The organism is Asticcacaulis sp. AC460 (assembly GCF_000495795.1).
Lineage (GTDB): Bacteria > Pseudomonadota > Alphaproteobacteria > Caulobacterales > Caulobacteraceae > Asticcacaulis.
In genome coordinates this window covers 43,576-61,972 of record NZ_AWGD01000006.1, presented here as the reverse complement: position 1 = coordinate 61,972, position 18,397 = coordinate 43,576, and the positions used below count along the sequence as shown (strand labels likewise).

At 63.5% G+C, this 18,397-nt stretch carries 15 protein-coding genes; 7 read left to right on the top strand and 8 right to left on the bottom strand.

Annotated elements, in window-relative coordinates:
- Positions 1 to 177: 177 nt before the first annotated feature.
- The 6 genes from ABAC460_RS28445 to ABAC460_RS28420 form a co-directional block, all read right to left on the bottom strand.
- The gene (locus ABAC460_RS28445; RefSeq protein ID WP_023451996.1) at positions 178 to 378 is read right to left on the bottom strand and encodes a cold-shock protein; all 201 of its coding nucleotides are present in this window, start codon (positions 376 to 378) and stop codon (positions 178 to 180) included.
- Positions 379 to 594: 216 nt separating this feature from the next.
- Positions 595 to 1,182 carry a 50S ribosomal protein L9 gene (gene rplI / locus ABAC460_RS28440; protein WP_023451995.1) on the bottom strand — a complete coding sequence of 196 codons (588 nt, stop codon included), beginning with the start codon at positions 1,180 to 1,182 and terminating at the stop codon, positions 595 to 597.
- Between the two features lie 13 nt (positions 1,183 to 1,195).
- Positions 1,196 to 1,474: a 30S ribosomal protein S18 gene (gene rpsR, locus ABAC460_RS28435; RefSeq protein ID WP_023450933.1), complete on the bottom strand. Its 279-nt coding sequence runs from the start codon at positions 1,472 to 1,474 to the stop codon at positions 1,196 to 1,198.
- 5 nt (positions 1,475 to 1,479) lie between these two features.
- A complete protein-coding gene (rpsF, locus tag ABAC460_RS28430; protein ID WP_023451994.1) occupies positions 1,480 to 1,857 on the bottom strand; it encodes a 30S ribosomal protein S6 in 378 nt (125 codons plus the stop codon).
- Positions 1,858 to 2,050: 193 nt separating this feature from the next.
- On the bottom strand, positions 2,051 to 2,587 hold the full coding sequence (locus ABAC460_RS28425) for a peroxiredoxin (RefSeq protein WP_023451993.1): 537 nt from the start codon (positions 2,585 to 2,587) through the stop codon (positions 2,051 to 2,053).
- Positions 2,588 to 2,656: 69 nt separating this feature from the next.
- Positions 2,657 to 4,639 carry an alpha/beta hydrolase family protein gene (locus ABAC460_RS28420; RefSeq protein WP_023451992.1) on the bottom strand — a complete coding sequence of 661 codons (1,983 nt, stop codon included), beginning with the start codon at positions 4,637 to 4,639 and terminating at the stop codon, positions 2,657 to 2,659.
- Positions 4,640 to 4,856: 217 nt separating this feature from the next.
- Here ABAC460_RS28420 and fabD point away from each other — a divergent pair, with 217 nt between their 5' ends.
- From fabD to gmk, 7 genes are all read left to right on the top strand, one after another.
- Complete coding sequence (gene fabD / locus ABAC460_RS28415; protein ID WP_023451991.1) at positions 4,857 to 5,795, top strand: ACP S-malonyltransferase; 939 nt, start codon at positions 4,857 to 4,859, stop codon at positions 5,793 to 5,795.
- Between the two features lie 81 nt (positions 5,796 to 5,876).
- Positions 5,877 to 6,617, top strand: a complete 741-nt coding sequence (gene fabG, locus ABAC460_RS28410; protein WP_023451990.1) for a 3-oxoacyl-[acyl-carrier-protein] reductase — start codon at positions 5,877 to 5,879, stop codon at positions 6,615 to 6,617.
- 189 nt (positions 6,618 to 6,806) lie between these two features.
- Complete coding sequence (locus ABAC460_RS28405; RefSeq protein WP_006274591.1) at positions 6,807 to 7,046, top strand: acyl carrier protein; 240 nt, start codon at positions 6,807 to 6,809, stop codon at positions 7,044 to 7,046.
- Positions 7,047 to 7,194: 148 nt separating this feature from the next.
- Positions 7,195 to 8,481 carry a beta-ketoacyl-ACP synthase II gene (gene fabF / locus ABAC460_RS28400; protein ID WP_023451989.1) on the top strand — a complete coding sequence of 429 codons (1,287 nt, stop codon included), beginning with the start codon at positions 7,195 to 7,197 and terminating at the stop codon, positions 8,479 to 8,481.
- On the top strand, positions 8,478 to 9,623 hold the full coding sequence (gene mltG / locus ABAC460_RS28395) for an endolytic transglycosylase MltG (protein ID WP_023451988.1): 1,146 nt from the start codon (positions 8,478 to 8,480) through the stop codon (positions 9,621 to 9,623). Before fabF ends, mltG begins: the two co-directional genes overlap by 4 nt.
- A complete protein-coding gene (locus ABAC460_RS28390; RefSeq protein ID WP_023451987.1) occupies positions 9,623 to 10,504 on the top strand; it encodes a YicC/YloC family endoribonuclease in 882 nt (293 codons plus the stop codon). The genes mltG and ABAC460_RS28390 overlap by 1 nt, the downstream gene beginning before the upstream one ends.
- Positions 10,505 to 10,507: 3 nt before the next feature.
- A complete protein-coding gene (gmk, locus tag ABAC460_RS28385) occupies positions 10,508 to 11,140 on the top strand; it encodes a guanylate kinase (RefSeq protein WP_031236365.1) in 633 nt (210 codons plus the stop codon).
- A 299-nt stretch (positions 11,141 to 11,439) separates the two neighbouring features.
- On the opposite strand, the gene ABAC460_RS28380 is transcribed toward gmk, so the two are convergent.
- Positions 11,440 to 14,976, bottom strand: a complete 3,537-nt coding sequence (locus ABAC460_RS28380) for a S8 family serine peptidase (protein ID WP_023451985.1) — start codon at positions 14,974 to 14,976, stop codon at positions 11,440 to 11,442.
- A gap of 20 nt (positions 14,977 to 14,996) precedes the next feature.
- Positions 14,997 to 18,287 (bottom strand): S8 family serine peptidase, encoded by a 3,291-nt coding sequence (locus ABAC460_RS28375; RefSeq protein WP_023451984.1) that lies wholly within the window; start codon positions 18,285 to 18,287, stop codon positions 14,997 to 14,999.
- Between the last annotated feature and the right edge of the window lie 110 nt (positions 18,288 to 18,397).

Here is an 18,397-nt window from a genome sequence, read left to right as displayed (position 1 = left end):
CTTTTTGTGCTTTTCGAAATTTTCGTGTTCAAAGCCTTGCCGTCGTCACGACGCTCACTGCCGTTGCCGGGCTATCCTGAAGTTCGTGTCCGTTCGTGTGGTTCGTGGTTGAATCCTAAAAACAAAAACCCCGGCAGTCGCCTGCCGGGGTTTGAAAAGCTCAGAGAACCTGAAAGCTTAGGCTTGCAGGTTGACCGCCGAGGTCTTGCCCTTTTCAGTGGCCAGCTCGTAGGTGATCTTCTGGCCGTCGTTCAGGCCGCGCAGGCCCGCGCGCTCAACGGCGGTGATGTGAACGAACACGTCGCTGCCGCCGGCGTCCGGCTGAATGAAACCATAACCCTTGGTGGAATTGAACCACTTAACCGTACCTGTTGCCATGATGGCCTCCTGTGAATGTCGCACCTTCGTGCATGAAGTTCGGGTGGAATTACGCGAACTGGATCCGAAAGTAGCGATATCTGGAAGCGTGCCGTTAGGCGGTCGTGCAGGGAAACCGTCGATCTCGAATGGCCGCACCATACCCGGATTTGCCGCTTTGGCAACAAAAAACCCGGCAGTCGCCTGCCGGGTTTATCTTGTAAGCTCTTAAGAAGCTTAAGCTTCGTAAGGCGCATCGGCCATGGCTTGGCCAGCGCCGCCTTCCAGCATGTCGGCAGCGGCGGCTTCGTCGGCGAGACGATCTTCCTCGAACTGCGCGGCGATGACGTTCTCACCGGCGGCCTGACGATCAGCTTCGTCCTGCGAGCGGGCGACGTTGACCGAGATCGACACGGAGACTTCGGCGTGCAGACGCACCTTGATGGCATGGACGCCCAGGGTCTTGATCGGCGTATCCAGGACAACCTGGTTGCGCTCGACCTTGCCGCCGGCTTCGGACACCGCATCGGTGACGTCGCGGGCGTTGACCGAGCCGTACAGCTGACCCGAGTCACCCGCCTGGCGGATGATGATGTAGGTCGTGCCGTCCAGTTCAGACGCGGCCTTTTCGGCGCCGGCCTTGGCGGCGGCGTTACGGGCGACGATCTGTTCCTTCTGGGCCTCGAAGACCTTCAGGTTGGCGGAGGTAGCACGCAGCGCCTTGTGGCGCGGCAGCAGGTAGTTACGGGCGAAGCCGTCCTTGACACCGACGACATCGCCAATGGTGCCGAGGTTTTCGACGCGTTCCAGCAAAACAACTTTCATGGTTTTCTACTCCTTACTTCACAACGTAAGGCAGCAGGGCCAGGAAGCGGGCGCGCTTGATGGCCTTGGCCAGTTCGCGTTGCTTCTTCTGGCTCACGGCCGTGATGCGCGAGGGAACGATCTTGCCGCGCTCGGAAATGTAGCGCTGCAGCAGTTTGACGTCCTTATAGTCGATCTTCGGGGCATTGGCGCCGGAGAACGGGCACACCTTACGGCGGCGGAAGAACGGACGACGGGCCGGGCCGGAGCCGACAGGCGCGCCGGGAGTCGGCGAGGTTTCGATATCAGCCATGGTGATCAGGCTCCTTGTTCGGCGGCAAACGATTCGGTGCGCTCAGCGCGCTCGGGACGGTCGCGGCGCGACAGGATCGGCGACAGTTCCAGATCCAGCTCCTCGACGCGGACGGTCAGGAAGCGGATGACGTCTTCGTTGATGCCGAGCTGGCGTTCCATTTCCTTCACGGCGGCAGCCGGGGCGTCGATGGCCAGCAGGGAGTAGTGACCCTTACGGTTCTTCTTGACGCGGTAGGTCAGGTTGCGCAGACCCCAGTATTCGATCTTGGCGATGTGGCCGCCATTGTCTTCGATGAGGTGCTTCAGTTGATCGTTAAGGGCTTCCGCCTGTTGCGGCGAAATGTCCTGCCGTGCGATCACGGTATGCTCGTAAAAGGGCATTTAGGTTCCTCTTCCGTTGCGACGGGCGGCGCCATGTCCGGCGGAAGTCCGGGCATGACGATGGATCAGAGGCTCAGGTAAGAGGCTGACCACCCGTCAGGGGAACGGGGCGTATAGAGGAAGATCGCTGCAAAGGCAAGGCCCGCAAGCGATATCCGCTTGCGGGCCCAAAAAGACAGTATGTCGTGACCTTTTACTTTCCGGCACCCACAGCCTTCAGCAGGGCGGCGACGTGGGTGGAGGCGTCGCCGCTGTCATGGACGAAGGCGATCCGGCCGTCCTTGCTGATGACATAGGAGATGCGGTTGGACATATTCATGGCGCCCATCTGCGCGTCATAGGACTTGGTGACGGCGACATTGCTGTCCGAACCGACCGGGAACTTGCCGGCGCAGTCCTTCTTGGAGAAGTCCTTCAGCACGTCGATGCCGTCGGCCGACAAACCGATGACGGTGACATGTTTGGCCTTGAACTGCGGGATGGCCTGGGAGAACTGGCGCGCCTCCAGCGAGCAGCCGCCGGTAAAGGCCTTGGGGTAGAAATAGACAACGACGGGACCGGTCTTCAAAGCGGCCTGCAGCGAGAAGTCCTTGACGTCTCCGTCAGTGGCGGCGGGCACGGTGAAGTTCGGGGCTTTGTCGCCGACCTTGAGCGCGGCCAGCGAAGGCGTGGCGGCAGCAAGGCCAAGAACGGACAGGGTTACGAGGGCGGAGCGGATAAACGGCGTCATGGCGGTATCTCCCTTTTTGGCGCGGACGATAGTCCTTATACGCACGCCGGGCAATAAAGGTTACATCATCTAAGCCGGATTATGTTTTTGCAGGAAAGCGATCAGGGTTTCCAGGGTTTGCACCCGCGACGGTTCGCGCGACAACCAGTGGTCTTCCTGTTTGAGCTGCACCAGCTCGACCGGTTTGCCGGCCTTGCTCAGGGCCTGGTAGATGCCGTCGCTCTGGTCGAAGGGCACGACCACATCGTCCTTGCCATGGATCAGCAGCACTGGCACCGCGATGGTGTCGGCGTGACGGACCGGCGACAGGCTGTCCCACCCGCTTTCCGGACCCATAAAACGGCGCCAGTATTCCATGCTGTAGCTGTTGCCGTCGAAACCGGCGCGCTCACGCCGGTAATCGAGGAAGGTGCGCAGGTCGGACAGGCCGGCGATGGCCACGGCGCAGTTATAGACACCCGACTGCAGGCTGACTCCGGCCAGGGCAGCATAGCCGCCGTAGGAATGACCGGCGATGGCGACGCGTTTCGGATCGACCGTGCCTTGCTTGACCAGGTGAGCGACGCCGTCGCTGAGGTCGGTCTGCATCTTGCGGCCAAATTCGCCGTAGCCTTTTTCGGTAAAGGCCTTGCCGTAACCGGCCGAGCCGCGGAAGTTCGGCTGCAACACGGCATAGCCGCGCGTCGCAATGGCCTGCGACATCCAGTTGAAGCGGACGGAATCCAGGTCCTCGGGCCCGCCGTGCGGCAGCACCACCAGGGGCAGGTTTTTGTCGCCGCCATTGACCGGCAGGGTCAGCCACGCACCGATCTCCAGGCCGTCGGCGGCTTGGTAGGTGATGTAGCTCTTGGGCGAAATCCATTCGGCCGGCATCTGCGGATAGGCGGAACCGATCTCCTTGAAGTCACCCGTGGTAAAGTCGAAATAGAAATAGGTGCCTGGATCCTCGGGGCTTTCGCTGCGCACCACCAGCTGGCGGGGGTTCTCGCCCATGTCCAGGATGTCGTTGAAGCTGTCGGGCAGGGCCTGGTCCAGCAGTTTGGGCAGGCGCTGGAACACCGGATCGTAGAAGGTCCACTCGGAAATTGGCCCGTTGTTGCGAAAACCTACCAGTACATTGGTCGCCGGGTGGAAGATGGGTTCGTGATAGCTCCCGTCGATGTCCAGCTCGACCTTGGCGCCGGTGCCGTCGAATTCGTAATAGCGGTCGGCGGCTTCGCCACTGGCGAACCGGACCAGCAGGGTCTTGCCGTCGCGGCCCAGACCGGCCAGCCACGGCATGTCGTAGCGGGCTTCGGTCTTGAAGATTTCGCGCCAGCCCTTGCCGTCGCGATAGCGCAGAACCCACATCTTGGTGTCGTCGTCATATTCGCTGCGGCCTGTCAGGGTTCCGTCCGGCTGGACGGCCCATTCCTGGACCGGGCGGGCATCGCTGTCGATCTTGGTCGACAGCGACGACTTGGTGCTGAAGGCATACAGGCAGCGTTCCAGAGTCTCGGTATAGGCCGAGGCATTGGTGTCCGTCATGTTGATACCTTCCGGCGACTTCCAGCCGGAGGCGGAAATCTTGTAGCCGTCACCGGTCTGGATTCGGTGAAAGTCTCCACTCACTCCACGCAGGGCGCCGGGCACATTGGTGAACAGGATGCTGCGCTTGCCTTTTGGCAGGTTGTACATAGCGGCCAGCATCGGTTCTGCGAGTCGGCCGGCGTAGATTTCGGTCGACGAGGTCGCCACCATAATCGTGTCGTTATCGGCCCACATCACCTGGCGGATCTTGTCCCCCTCGATCGCGCCCGCCGCAGTGGCGCCGGTGGCCAGGTCGTAATCGATAATGATGCGTTCACCGTTGCGCGTCATGACCATGGCCACACGCTTGCCGTTGGGCGACAGTGCGACGTTTTCGACCGCCGGCAGTTTGCCCAGTACGCTGAGCGGCGGCGGTGCGGCGGCCTGGGCGTGGGCGGCGGTGGTGACCAACGCGCCGGCGAACGGCATGGCGGCAGCGCCGGCCAGGAGGTGGCGGCGGGAAAAAGAGGTAAAATCGGTCATGGGAAGCCCCCCGGCTTGAGATTACGCGCGACTCTGGACAGGCCGCAGGTTGGACGTATCCTATGCGTGCCAAGGGGGCAGCGCAAGGAAAATAGCTTTCGCTTGCCCTGATCGGCGGTTCGGCCTATCCAGTCGCCCGCCCAAAGCCTCATGCCTAAAAGTGGTTGCCGCTTTTGCGATAAACATGGGGCGTCTGAAACGTGCCAGGAGACCTGCCATGACCACCGCTTTCGTATTCCCCGGACAAGGCTCGCAGAGTGTCGGCATGGGGGCGGAACTGTACGATGCCTTTCCGCGCGCCCGCGCCGTTTTCGACGAGGTCGACGAAGCCCTGGGCCAGAAGCTGTTCCAATTGATGCGCGAAGGCCCCGAATCGGAGCTGACCCTGACCGAGAACGCCCAGCCAGCCATCATGGCGGTATCTCTGGCCGTCGCCCGGGTGCTGGAAGGCGATTTCGGCATCGCCTGCTCGACCGCAAAGTACGTCGCCGGTCACTCCCTGGGCGAATATTCCGCCCATGCCGCCGCCGGCACCTTCAGCCTGTCGGACACGGCGCGCCTGCTGAAAATCCGCGGCCAGGCCATGCAGGCCGCCGTTCCCGTCGGTATCGGCGCCATGGCCGCTCTGATCGGCAAGGCCGACCTGGCTCTCGCCGAAGCCGCCTGCCAGGCCGGGTCGGCGGCTGGAGTCGTGGTGGTGGCCAATGACAACAATGCCGGCCAGATCGTGATTTCCGGCGAAAAGGCGGCCATCGAGATCGCCATGGAAAAGGCCAAGGAGCTGGGCGCCAAGGCCATGTTGCTGAACGTGTCGGCGCCGTTCCACTGCCCGCTGATGCAGCCGGCCGCCGACGCGATGGCGGAAGCCCTCGCAAAAGTGAATATCAACGCCCCGGTCTCGACCCTGGTGGCCAATGTCACGGCCCGTCCGGTAGGCGACAAGTCCGAGATCGCCGGTCTGCTGGTCCAGCAGGTCACCGGCCGCGTGCGCTGGCGCGAGACTATGGAATGGCTGGGCGGAGAAGGTGGCGTGACCCGTATTGCCGAACTGGGCGCCGGCAAGGTGCTGACGGGCATGATCAAGCGCAGCCTGCCGGATGTCACGGCCGTCGCCCTGAATGGCGCCGCCGACTTTGAAGCCTTCGCCAAGGCCTAGGCCGGAACCTACATACACCTTGATCCCACCGTCGCCGTGTCGTAAGCCGCGCCGGTTACAGACAGGAATCGGAGAGCCTCCATGTTCGAACTGACCGGTAAGACCGCCCTTGTGACCGGGGCCACCGGCGGCCTGGGCGCCGAAATCGCCCGCGCCCTTCACAAACAAGGCGCCAAGGTCGTCCTCTCCGGCACCCGCGAAAACGTCCTGGCCGACCTGGCCTCGGAACTGGGTGACAACGCCTTCATCGCCGCCGCCAACCTGTCGGACGCCACCTCGGTCGACGGTCTGGTCGCGAAGGCCGAGGAGGCCGCAGGCAGCGGCCTCGATATCCTGATCGCCAATGCCGGCATCACCCGCGACGGCCTGCTGATGCGCATGAAGGACGAAGACTGGGACACGGTCATCAAGGTCAATCTGGAAGCCTATTTCCGCCTGGCCCGCGCCGCCACCAAGGGCATGATGAAGCGCCGCTCCGGCCGCATCATCGGCATCACCTCGGTCGTCGGTGTCACCGGCAACCCCGGCCAGACCAACTATGCCGCCTCCAAGGCCGGTATGATCGGCTTCTCCAAGGCCCTGGCCCAGGAAGTTGGCTCGCGCGGCATCACCGTCAACTGTATCGCGCCGGGATTTATCGCTTCGCCGATGACCGACGAGTTGAATGATGCCCAGCGCACCACCATCTTGCAACGTATCCCTGCCGGAGCCCTGGGCAACGGCGCGGACATTGCTGCGGCTGCGGTCTATCTGGCCAGCAACGAAGCCGGTTACGTGACGGGACAGACCCTGCACGTCAACGGCGGTATGGCGATGATCTGATTGCCGCAATGCAACAGGCGCCGTTGCAATTGCGCTTTTGTGTTGGTTAAGAGTGTGGTACGCAACGGCTGAATCGGCTTGAAACCTTATAAGTGTCTGGTTACAAGCCGAAACCCGAAATTCTCGTTGCCCCGCGTGGCCGAAAGGTTTACGGGGGCCTGAATGTCTAAACCTCTGAAGGGACAATAAATGTCTGAAGTTCTTGAACGTGTTCGCAAGATCGTGATCGACCACCTGGACGCCGATCCGGACAAGGTGACGGAAAAGGCGAGCTTTATCGACGATCTGGAAGCCGACAGCCTCGACATCGTCGAGCTGGTCATGGCTTTCGAAGAGGAATTCGACATCGAAATCCCGGACGACTCTGCTGAGCATATCCTGACCGTCGGCGACGCCGTCAACTACATCCAGGACAAGCTGGCGGCCTAAGCTTGCGCTTGACCCCATTATAAGCGCGGCTGCAGACCTGAATTTCGGGTTTGGCCGCGCTTAATTTTTTGAGTATGCCTATAAACATCGACGTCGGGGTTTTCAGATGGGGGCATCTGGCCCGGCGGTCCAGGGAAACGATACGCCTATGGTACGTCGCGTTGTCATCACCGGCCTCGGCCTGATCTCGCCGCTGGGCGCCGGGGTCGAGATTTCGTGGAAACGCCTGCTGGACGGTCAGTCCGGCGCAGGCCCGATTACCGCCTTCGATACAACCGACTATGCCTGTACGGTCGCCTGCGAAGTGCCGACCGTCGATGGCCGCGGCGGCGGCGGCCCCGACATCGAAGGCTCCTTCGATCCGTCCAAGGTCCTGTCCAACAAGGAACGCCGCAAGGTCGACGACTTCATCCTGTACGGCATCGCCGCCGCCGATGAGGCCCTCAACGACGCCAACTGGCACCCCGAAACCGAAGAAGACAAGATTCGCACCGGCGTCATGATCGGCTCCGGCATCGGTGGCCTCGGCATCATCGCTGAAACCGCCCTGGAACTGCGCGACAAAGGGCCTAAGCGGATTTCGCCCTTCTTCATCCCGTCGTCCCTGATCAACCTGGCCTCGGGCCAGGTCTCGATTCGTCACGGTCTCAAAGGTCCTAACCACGCCGTGGTCACGGCCTGCGCCACCGGCGCCCATGCCATTGGCGACGCATCGCGCCTTATCGCTCACGGCGACGCCGACGTCATGGTCGCCGGCGGCGCGGAATCGGCCATCGTGCCGATCGGCATTGCCGGCTTCATCGCCTGCCGCGCCCTGTGCACCGCCTTCAACGACAACCCGACCCAGGCCTCTCGCCCCTACGACAAGGACCGTGACGGCTTCGTCATGGGCGAAGGCGCCGGCGTCGTTGTCCTGGAAGAATACGAACACGCCAAGGCCCGCGGCGCCAAGATCTACGCCGAGGTCCTGGGCTATGCTCTGTCGGGTGACGCCTACCATATCACCGCCCCGTCGGAAGACGGCGAAGGTGGCTACCGCGCCATGGTCGCGGCGGCCAAGGACGCCGGCATCGATCCGGCGACCATCGATTATGTCAACTCGCACGGCACCTCGACCATGGCCGACTTCATCGAGCTGCGCGCCATCGAACGCTTCCTCGGTGAACGCGCTTCGAACGCGACCGTGTCCTCGACCAAGTCGGCCATCGGCCACCTGCTGGGCGGCGCCGGCGCCGTCGAAGCCATCTTCTGCGCCCTGGCCATCCGCGACCAGGTAGCGCCGCCGACCATCAACCTGGCCAACCCGGCCGAAGAAACCCAGATCGACCTGGTCCCCAACAAGGCCAAGCCGATGAAGATCGACCGCGTCATGTCGAACAGCTTCGGCTTCGGTGGCACCAATGCCGCCCTCATCCTGGGTAAGGTCGAGGCATGATCCGCTGGCTGCGCCGTGACGGGAAGACTGACGCCGCCAAGAGCGGAAAAGGGGCGCTGCTGGCGCCTCTGGCCGGCCTCGTGGCCGGCATCGTCCTTCTCATCATGGCCGGCGGCATGTTCGCCTATGCCCAGTTCTACGGTCCCGGCCCCAAGCTGGCCGATAATGCTGCCGTGAAGGAAGTGACCTTCCAGCGCGGCACCAGCGTCACCGCCATGAGCGAGGCCCTGGAAAAGCAAGGTGTGATCCGTTCCGCCTCGCTGTTCCGTGTCGCCGCCAAGATGCGCGGTCATGCCAACAAGCTGCGCGCAGGCACCTATGCCTTCCCGGCGGGCGCCTCCCTGGCCGATGTCCTGGTCCGCATGGAAACCGGCAAGGTGGTGCGCAACTTCGTCACCGTCCCCGAAGGCAAGACCTCGGCCCAGGTGGTCCGTATCCTGATGGCCGAGGAACACCTGACCGGCGAGGTCGAAACCCCGCCGGAAGGGGCGATCCTGCCGGAAACCTACGAGTTCCAGCGCGGTGAAACGCGCGAAGCTGTCCTGGACCGCATGCTGGATGCCGGCCGCAAGACCCTGGACGAGCTGTGGGCCAAACGCGCCTCCGATCTGCCGTTCCGCAACAAGGAAGAGGCCCTGATCATGGCGTCGATCGTCGAGCGCGAAACCGGCCTCGCGGCCGAACGTCCCCGCGTCGCCGCCGTGTTCGTCAACCGCCTGAAACAGGGCGTCCGCCTGGGTTCCGACCCGACCGTCATCTATGGGGTGTCGCGTGGTGAGCCCCTGGGGCGTGGCCTGACCCGGACGGAGCTGGACACCTGGTCGCCGTGGAACACCTACCAGATCGACAAGCTGCCGGTGACCCCGATCGCCAATCCCGGTCGCGCCGCCATCGCCGCCACCCTGAATCCAGCCAAGACAACGGACCTCTATTTCGTTGCCGACGGCACCGGCGGCCACGTCTTCGCCGCCACCTACGAAGAGCACCTGGCCAATGTCGCCAAATGGCGCCAGATGGAATCCGAGGTGTCGCACTATTCGACTCCGGCGGTGGACTCGGCCTCGGCCATGGCCTCGTCGCCGACCTCCGGTGAAGGCGCCAAGACCCAGGCGGCCATCCGCCTCAAAAGCAAGTCGCACTGATGGCCATTGCTTCCATGACCGGTTTCGCCCGTATCGAGGGCGGGGCAGGGGACTGCGCCTGGACGATAGAGGTGCGCAGCGTCAACGGCCGCAGCCTGGACGTCAAATACCGTTTTCCCGCCGGTTTCGAAGCCGTCGAGCGCCTGGGCCGCGAACTGGTCAAGGGCCGGTTGACGCGCGGCCAGGTCACCCTGAATGTCTCGGTCAACTCCGCCACGGCCAAGGGCGGTGTCTCCATCAATACCGATGTGCTGACGGCCTATCTCGACGCCGGCCATGAGTTGATCAAGTCCGGCAAGGTCAAGAAACCGCGCCTGGATGGTCTGCTGTCGCTGCGTGGCGTGATCGACAATGGCGGCGACGACCGCGAGGGGCTCGATGAAGCCGGTGAAGCCGCCCTGGGCGCCGACCTGGCCCGGGCCTTCGACGGCCTGAAGGCGGCGCGTGAGGCCGAAGGTCGGGCGCTGGACACCATTCTGAAATCGCAGCTGGTTGCCATGGCGGCGGCGCTGGAACGCGCCAAGACCCTGGCGGCGCAGCAGGTCGAGGTCATCCGCGACCGCTTTACCCGTCGCATGAACGAGCTTCTGGCCGATCAGGCGGGCTTCGAGGACCGCGTGCTGCAGGAGGCCGCCGTCCTGGCCGCCAAGGCCGATGTCCGTGAGGAACTGGACCGTCTGACCGCACATATCGACCAGGCTCACGCCTTGCTCGACAACGAACCGGCGCCGGGGCGCAAGCTGGACTTCCTGTCGCAAGAATTCATGCGCGAGGCCAACACCCTGTGTTCCAAGTCGGCCTTTACAGAATTGACCCAAACCGGGCTGGAGCTTAAGTCGGTCATCGACCAGTTCCGCGAACAGACTCAGAATGTGGAGTAAATGATGGATAGGTTACGCCGCGGCCTGATGCTGATCGTGGCCGCGCCGTCGGGCGCCGGCAAGACGTCTCTGTGCCGCCGCCTGGTGTCCGATCACGCCGACCTGGATTTGTCGGTCTCGGTAACGACGCGGGGCGTGCGTCCGGGGGAAAAGGACGGCCGCGACTATCACTTCATCCAGCAGGAAGAGATGGACCGGCTGATCGCCGACAAGGCGCTGCTGGAATATGCCGCGGTCCACGACGCCATGTACGGATCACCGCGCGACCCGGTCGAAAAGGCGCTGAGCCATGGCCGCAACGTCTTGTTCGACATCGACTGGCAGGGGGCACAACGCATCTCGGCCAAGGCGCCGGGCGACGTGGTGCGCGTGTTTATCCTGCCGCCGTCGATGGCGGAGCTGAACCGGCGGCTGGTGGCGCGGGCCCAGGACGACGACGATGTGATCCAGCGCCGGATTTCGCGCGCCAAGAACGAGATTTCGCACTGGGCGGAGTACGACTACATCATCCTGAACGACGACTTCGACCGGTCCTATGCCGAGTTGGTGCACATCTACCACGCCGAAGCCTCGCGTCGGGCGCGCGGTCTGTGGATCTCGCCCTTCGTCGACGAACTGATGGCCGAGAAGATCTAAACCGCCTGGGTTCCGAGCGGCCTTTCTGTCGCAAAAGGGTTGTCCACAGATAAGCCAGATAAGCCAGATGGACGGCGCGTGCGTCCGAAAGCGGCGCCATGTCCGCATGATGAAGGACGCGCAAAGCGCGTCGAAAAATCAATTCCGCCGCACGGCGTGAGCCGGTTGCCCTGACCTTTGCGTCTTCGCGTGAAGACGCAAAGGGATGACGGCCGGATGTGGTGCGTTGAGACCATCCATCTGGCTTATCTGGCTTATCTGTGGACAACCCCTTACAGCCGAAACCGGAAGTGCAAAGGCTACAAAAAGAAGTCCAATACGCCGATCGTCGTCGACAGATTCCCTGCCAGCAACACTTCGAACTCGACCACGCCTTCGGCATCGGCGACTGTATTGCCCTGGACCCGGGTATTGACCCCGTCGAACCACACCCGCAACTGACCTGCCGCGCTAAACGCCGCATCGCCGATGAAGCTGAACGCATCGTCGAGCCCGCCCGCGACAGCGTCGATGCCGCGCAGGTCCAGCCGGTCATAGGCGTCCGAGGGATCTGCCCGAACCAGGAAGTCCATGATCATATCGGACGCACCCAGGTCCGCCGCGCCGAAAACGAAGACATCATTCCCGCCGTAGCCATAGATCCGGTCGGCCCCGCCGCCACCCGAGAGACGGTCTTCGCCATCGCCGCCCGACAGGGTATCCGCACCCACGCCACCGTCCAGGGTATCGTTGCCGTTTTCACCAACCAGGTAGTCATTGCCGTCGCGGCCATAGGTCCGGTCGTCGCCGTCGCCGCCAAAGCCGGTATCGTTACCTGCACCACAATCCAGAATATCATTGTCCTCGCGGCCGCCGATCACGTCGTTGCCGTCGCCGCCGCTGACCTGGTCGTTGCCATACCCGCCGGAAGCGGTGTCATTGCCGGCCCCGCCGTCGACCGTGTCATTGCCCCATCCGCCGGCCAGGTTGTCGTCACCATCGCGGCCATACAGCTTGTCGTCGCCTTCGCCGCCGGACAACACATCATTGCCGGCATAGCCGTCGAGAACATCCTGGCCGTAGTCGCCGATCAGGACATCGTCACCGCCGGCGCCGCCCAGCCGGTTGTCGAGATAGTCCCCGGTCACCGTGTCGTTGCCGTTGCCGCCCAGGACGTTTTCGAACCCGTCGATGACATCGCCCTGGGCCTCGCCGGCCGAAGCCGACTGCTTGAACGTGCTGAGATCGACATTGAGGTTGATCCGGACACCCGCGACCGCCCCGACATAGCTGAGCAGGTCGATGCCGTACCCGCCCGACATCCGGTCGCCGCCCGCGCCACCCATGACGGTGTCGTCGCCATCCATGGCCACGATCGTATCGTTGCCCGCGGCGCCGATCAGCAGATTGACATATTCATTGCCGGTCAGGCTGTCATGGCCCCAGCCGCCCGTCACGTGCTCGAAGCCACGCAACAGGTCGCCCTCGGCGTCGCCACCGGACGCCGTCTGGTTCTGGTAGACAATATCCCAGGCGGGGTATTGCAGGTCGACCGTCACCCCGGCCGTAGCGTCGGCATAGGACAGGGTGTCATTGCCATCACCGGCCCAGAGAACATCGCCCCCCGCGCCGCCGGTGATCAGATCGTCGCCCTGGTCGCCGGTGACCGTGTCGTTGCCATTGCCGCCATACAGCTTGTCATTGCCGGCCAGCCCGTGGATATCGTCATGGCCACCGCGGCCCGAGATGATGTTGCTGCCGCTGGTACCTGTCAGGCGGTCGCCGAAGTCCGAGCCTTCCAGGTTCTCGAAGCCGGAAATCTTGTCCAGTCCCGAGCCCAGGGTGTTCTGGGTCACAGTCAGCCGCAGGTCGACCGCGACTCCTCCGGTGGCGTCGCCATAGGACAGCTTATCGATGCCGGCGCCGCCATGCATCTCATCGCTGCCGTTGCCGCCATTGATATAGTCGTCGCCGCTATTGCCGGTGATCGTATCGTTGCCCGATCCGCCGGTGATGGTGTCGTTGCCGCGCATGCCGTTCAGGCTGTTGGCGACACCATTGCCGTAGATGGCGTCACCGCCGTCACCGCCCCAGGCGTTTTCGATCACCGTCCCTGGCGCGATGGTCACCGTCTTGCCGTTGATCGAACTGGGTGCGGCCCCGCGCAGGTCCAGCACCGAGGCCGCCGTCACCGCCGCCGCGTTCAGCGTGTCGATGCCGGACATATCGCTGATGGTGTAGCCGTAGTTCATCCCGGCCAGGACGCCGAATTCGTTGGTATAGATGTAGTCGCTGTCGGGCGAAGTCTGGTCGCCATAGACGGTCAGGGTCGCCGAATGGAAGGTCGACTCCATTTGAAGCCCGCCGGTATCCAGGATGGTCATCCGCCACGTGCCGGTGGCATCCTCGCCGACGAAATTGTTGCTGGTAAAGGTCCACGGCGTCCATTCGGTGCCCCCGGTGCCGTAAATGCTCAACGGCGAACCCTGGCGGTCGATGATCAGGCTCTCGGTCCCCGACGGAGAGATCAGCTTGATCTGGATTTCCCGCGACAGCCGGGCGGTCAGGTCGACATACAGCCGGATCGTCTGGGCGGTCATTCCGGCGGCGATCTCAAAGCTGAATTCCAGCGTCGTAGCGTCCTGCGGGATCGCCACCTCCTGGGTTATCGTGGCCGCGCGCGACACCTCGTCGGAAGAGGTCCGGCTCTTCGTCCAGCTTTCGGCCAGCCGTACGGCCGCCAACGCATCGACCAGGCCGAAACCGTAGTTCTGGTTGAAGTGCAGCCCCGTGCCGTTGACCGTGTCCGAGGCATTGACCTTCCAGGCATAGCGCTCGAAATAGGTCGCGACCTCGCCGACCTGGCTGCCGGTCTGGCGGGCGGTGAAGGTCAGGATATCGCGAACATCGCGCCAGCCCAGGTCCGGATTGGCCTCCAGCATCAGGGCGACAATGGCGCTGATCATGGGTGTCGAGGCCGAGGTCCCGCCGAACCGCGTGGTGTAGTCCAGCGATACCGGATCCCAACTGGTATTGTAGCCGTCGTTATAGCCGTAGATGCCGACCTTGTCGGTGGTGGTGACCCAGTGGCCATAGTAGGAACTCTTCGACGGCGCTACCACCAGCACATTGGCGCCTTCGGAGGTATATTCCGCCGCGAACCCGTCCTGGCCGACCGCGCCGACGGTGATGTTGTAGCGCTGGTTCTGGAAGTTGCTGAGATTGGCGTCCAGCCAATAGTAGTCGCGGTTATTGCCAGCGCCATTGACCAAAACGGTGCCCAGCCCGCCGCGGCCATTGTCCGCGGCGTCCTTGTAGAGGGCACTGTAGGCCGTAAACCAGCTGCGTGTTTCGTAGGTGTCGAACGGCGATGTCCCGCCCAGGCTCATATTGACGACGTCGAAGTCGCGCGCATGCGTCAGCGCGATGCCGAAAGCCTCCTGGATGACCGAGTTGGAGAAGATGACCGGCGCCGAGGTGATGGTGGCGCCATAGGCGATGCCGGTGACGCCGATGCCGTTCTTGCCGGCGGCGATGATGCCGGCCACAGCTGTGCCGTGACCGCTGACGGTATAGGTGTAGTTCAACCCCTCAAGCTGCTTCGAGGCGTCGTAATTGGCGGCCAGGTCGGGGTGATCGCTTTCGACCAGGCTGTCGAAGATGCCGATATGGACACCGGCGCCGGTATAGGCCTGGCCGCCGCCGCCGTCCCACACCGGGCGGACATTGAGGTCGACCGCGACATTGGGCAGACCGGACTTGTCAATATACCATTGCCGGTACAGCAGCGGATCATCGCCCGGTTGGGCCGCGTTAGGTTTGGCGCCCACCGCCTGTCCTTCTGTCGGTTTCAGCATGACCGCCTCCCTCTAAAAAATTACAGCAGAAAATCCGTCGCGCCCAGGAGCGCCGTCAGGTTTCCGGCCAGGATAATCTCGAACTCGACATGGCCGTCGCCGTCTTCGATGGTATTGCCTTCGACCCGGGTGTTGATCCCGTCGAACCACACCCGAAGCTGCCCCGCCGCCGTGAAGGCGGCATCGCCGATCAGGGCGAAGGCGTCGTCCGTGCCACCGTCTATGGCGTCGATGGCGCGCAGATCGATGCGGTCATACTGCTGGAAATGATGGGCGCGCGGATAGAAATCCATCAGCATGTCGGCGACGGCGTGGGCATCGCCTGTGGTGACCACATCAGCCTGACGGTGGATGAAGACATCATTGCCATTGCCGCCGCGCAGCTGGTCGGCGCCCAGGCCGCCGGAAAGCCGGTCATCGCCGTCGCCACCGTTCAGCGTGTCGTTGCCGGCGCCGCCGTCCAGCGTATCCCTGCCCAGTTCGCCCGAGAGATTGTCGTTGCCGTCGCGGCCATACAGGCCGTCATCGCCATCGCCGCCGAAGCCGGTATCGTTGCCCAGCCCGCCGTCGACATAGTCGTTGCCGGTCCGGCCGCCCAGCATGTCGTTGCCGTCACCGCCCGACACCCGGTCATCGCCATCCCCGCCCGACAGCACATCATGACCCGCGCCGCCTTCCAGCGTGTCGTTTCCGGCTTCACCGATCAGCGCGTCACCACCATTGCCACCGATCAGCCGGTTGCCACCGCCATCACCCACCAGGGTGTCGTTACCGGCGCCACCGGCGACGTCTTCGAACCCGTCGATGACGTCGCCCTGGGCATTGCCGCCACTTGCCTGATTGGCCGCGAGCAGAACCTGCACCGCCGCCGCGCTGTCGCCATAACTCAGGCGATCGATCCCGGCGCCGCCGGATAGCCGGTCGCCGCCCGCGCCGCCGCTGAGCGTATCGTTACCGGCGCCGCCATCGACCGTATCATGGCCGCCGGCGGCCGAAATCACATCGTCTCCGCCCGAACCGATAAGCCGATCCGCCCACGCCGAGCCCTGCAGGGTCTCGAATCCGGACAGCCTATCCAGCCCGGCGCCGGTATCCTGGACCCCGCTCAGCGACAGGTCGACCGTGACCCCCGCCGTGGCACCCTCATAGGACAGCCGGTCCTGGCCGTCGCCGCCGGACAGCTCGTCATTGCCGGCCCCGCCATGGACATAGTCGTCGCCGGCTCCGCCATCGATCGTATCGTCGCCCAAACCACCGTTGATCGTGTCGTTGCCGCGCATACCGTTCAGCCGGTTGGCCGCGCCATTGCCGTGCAGAACGTCGCTACCGTCGCCGCCCCAGGCGTTCTCGATCACCGTACCGGCCGCGATCGTCACCGCCTTGCCGTTGATCACAGCCGGCGCCACCCCGCGCAGGTCCAGCACCGAAGCCGCGGTCACCGCCGCCGCGTTCAGCGTGTCGATCCCGGCCGTGTCGGTGATCGTGTAGCCATAGTCCATACCGGCGAGTGCGCCAAACTCGTTGGTGTAGATATAGTCGCTGTCATCCGTCGTCGGATCGCCATAGACCGTCAGGGTGGCGGTCTTGAACACGCCATTGACCGGCCAGAAGCCGCGATCGTCGAGGATTTCCAGCCGCCATGTTCCCGCGGGATCTTCACCGACGAAGTTGTTGCTGGTAAAGGTCCATGGTGCCCAGGCCGTCCCGCCGGTGCCGTAAATGCTTGGGCCGAAGCCCTTGTGATCGAAGATCAGGCTTTCCGTCCCCGACGGCGAGATGAGCTTGACCTGAAGTTCGTTCGACATCTTGTGGATCATGTTCATGTACAGCGTCACGATCTGGGCCGTGACCCCGGCCGCGATCTCGAACTCGACCACCAGAGGCGTCGTATTGTACTGCGCTTCGGGAATGACCAGGTCCTGGGTGACGCTGTCGGACCGGCTGACTTCGTTGGCCGAGGTCCGCTGCCGCGTCCAGCTCTCGGCCAGCCGCACCGCTGCCAGGGCATCGACCAGGCCAAAGCCGTAATTCTGGTTGTAGTGCAGGCCTGTGCCGTTGACGTTGCTGGAATGGTTGACCTTCCACGTATAGCCCTCATGCCAGGCCGGCGTCCCGCCGAACGCCACCCCGGCATGGCGGGCGGAAAACGCCAGAATGTCGCGGACATCGCGCCAGCCCAGCTCCGGATTGGCTTCCAGGACCAGCGCGACGATTCCGCTGATCACCGGCGTGGCCGCCGAGGTGCCGCCGAAGCGCGTGGTATAGTCGCCCGACACCGGATCCCAGTCGGGGCTGTCACCCTTGTTGTAGCCGGCGTCCCCCATCTGGTCGGTGGTGGCGATATGCGGGCCGTAATAGGCGCCGCTGGAGGCAGCGGTGACCAGGACATTGGCGCCTTCGGACGAATAGTCGGCCACCAGGCCATTGGAGTCCGTGGCCGATACCGTGATGCTGTAGCGCTGGTTCTGGAAGTTGCTGAGATTGGCGTCCAGCGGATTGATGCCGCGGTTGTTGCCGGCGCCCTGGATCAGCAGGGTGCCCAGCCCGTCGCGGCCCAGCTCGGCGGCGTCCTTGTAGTAATGCCCGTGCAGTTGGAACCACAGCCGCGTGTCGCCGGTGTCGAACGGGCTCAACCCGCCCAGGCTGAAATTGGTGACGTCGAAATCCTTGGCGTGCGCCATGGCGATCTCGAAATCGTGCATCGACACCGACGTGGTATAGATCACCGGCAGGGAAGTCACCTTGGCGCCGTAGGCGATCCCCGTCATGCCGATGCCGTTCTTGACGGCAGCGATGATCCCGGCCACTGCCGTGCCGTGGGCGCTGTCGGTGTGCTCATAGAAGAGGTCGTCGACGTCGAGGCCTGCGTTGTAATTGGCTTCCAGGTCGGGATGGTTGCGCTCGATCAGGCTGTCGAAGACCCCGACCGTCACCCCGGCGCCGGTATAGCCTGGGCCACCACCGCCGTCCCAGACGGGCCGGACATTCATGTCGATGCCGATATTGTCGAGCCCGGTGCGGTCGATATACCATTGCCGGTACAGCAGCGGATCGTCGCCCAGCCGCGGCCCGGTGCCGGCCGTCGGCGTCGCGCTGCTGATCGTTCCGAAGATCGCGGTGGTCGCTACCGACTCCGCCTGGGCTTCGTGACCTGTGCTCCACATCTGGACGGGCAGGGGCGCCGGCCCATAGGGGCGCTGCATGACCGGACTGGGATCGTCGGCGGGGGCAGGGGGCAGTGTGTAGGTGGTGGCGGTCAGCGCAACGCTGGACCGTTCGTCCAGCCAAATTTTACCGCTCTTGCTCAGCATCTCAGCCTCCCGCGACGAAAGTCTTGAATTATCTCGCTAAAACGCTACGCCTACCCTGTATAATGTTGTTATTTTGACGTAATTTCTACCGGCTGGAAGTAAATGTCTAC

Bases quoted from the DNA above. Each gene is read 5' to 3' on its own strand.
- gmk (WP_031236365.1), top strand. From the start codon at position 10,508: ATGGATAGGTTACGCCGCGGCCTGATGCTGATCGTGGCCGCGCCGTCG.
- fabD (WP_023451991.1), top strand. From the start codon at position 4,857: ATGACCACCGCTTTCGTATTCCCCGGACAAGGCTCGCAGAGTGTCGGC.
- ABAC460_RS28405 (WP_006274591.1), top strand. From the start codon at position 6,807: ATGTCTGAAGTTCTTGAACGTGTTCGCAAGATCGTGATCGACCACCTG.
- rplI (WP_023451995.1), bottom strand. From the start codon at position 1,182: ATGAAAGTTGTTTTGCTGGAACGCGTCGAAAACCTCGGCACCATTGGC.
- ABAC460_RS28380 (WP_023451985.1), bottom strand. From the start codon at position 14,976: ATGCTGAAACCGACAGAAGGACAGGCGGTGGGCGCCAAACCTAACGCG.
- rpsF (WP_023451994.1), bottom strand. From the start codon at position 1,857: ATGCCCTTTTACGAGCATACCGTGATCGCACGGCAGGACATTTCGCCG.
- ABAC460_RS28445 (WP_023451996.1), bottom strand. From the start codon at position 378: ATGGCAACAGGTACGGTTAAGTGGTTCAATTCCACCAAGGGTTATGGT.
- ABAC460_RS28420 (WP_023451992.1), bottom strand. From the start codon at position 4,639: ATGACCGATTTTACCTCTTTTTCCCGCCGCCACCTCCTGGCCGGCGCT.
- mltG (WP_023451988.1), top strand. From the start codon at position 8,478: ATGATCCGCTGGCTGCGCCGTGACGGGAAGACTGACGCCGCCAAGAGC.
- ABAC460_RS28390 (WP_023451987.1), top strand. From the start codon at position 9,623: ATGGCCATTGCTTCCATGACCGGTTTCGCCCGTATCGAGGGCGGGGCA.
- fabG (WP_023451990.1), top strand. From the start codon at position 5,877: ATGTTCGAACTGACCGGTAAGACCGCCCTTGTGACCGGGGCCACCGGC.
- fabF (WP_023451989.1), top strand. From the start codon at position 7,195: ATGGTACGTCGCGTTGTCATCACCGGCCTCGGCCTGATCTCGCCGCTG.
- ABAC460_RS28425 (WP_023451993.1), bottom strand. From the start codon at position 2,587: ATGACGCCGTTTATCCGCTCCGCCCTCGTAACCCTGTCCGTTCTTGGC.
- ABAC460_RS28375 (WP_023451984.1), bottom strand. From the start codon at position 18,287: ATGCTGAGCAAGAGCGGTAAAATTTGGCTGGACGAACGGTCCAGCGTT.
- rpsR (WP_023450933.1), bottom strand. From the start codon at position 1,474: ATGGCTGATATCGAAACCTCGCCGACTCCCGGCGCGCCTGTCGGCTCC.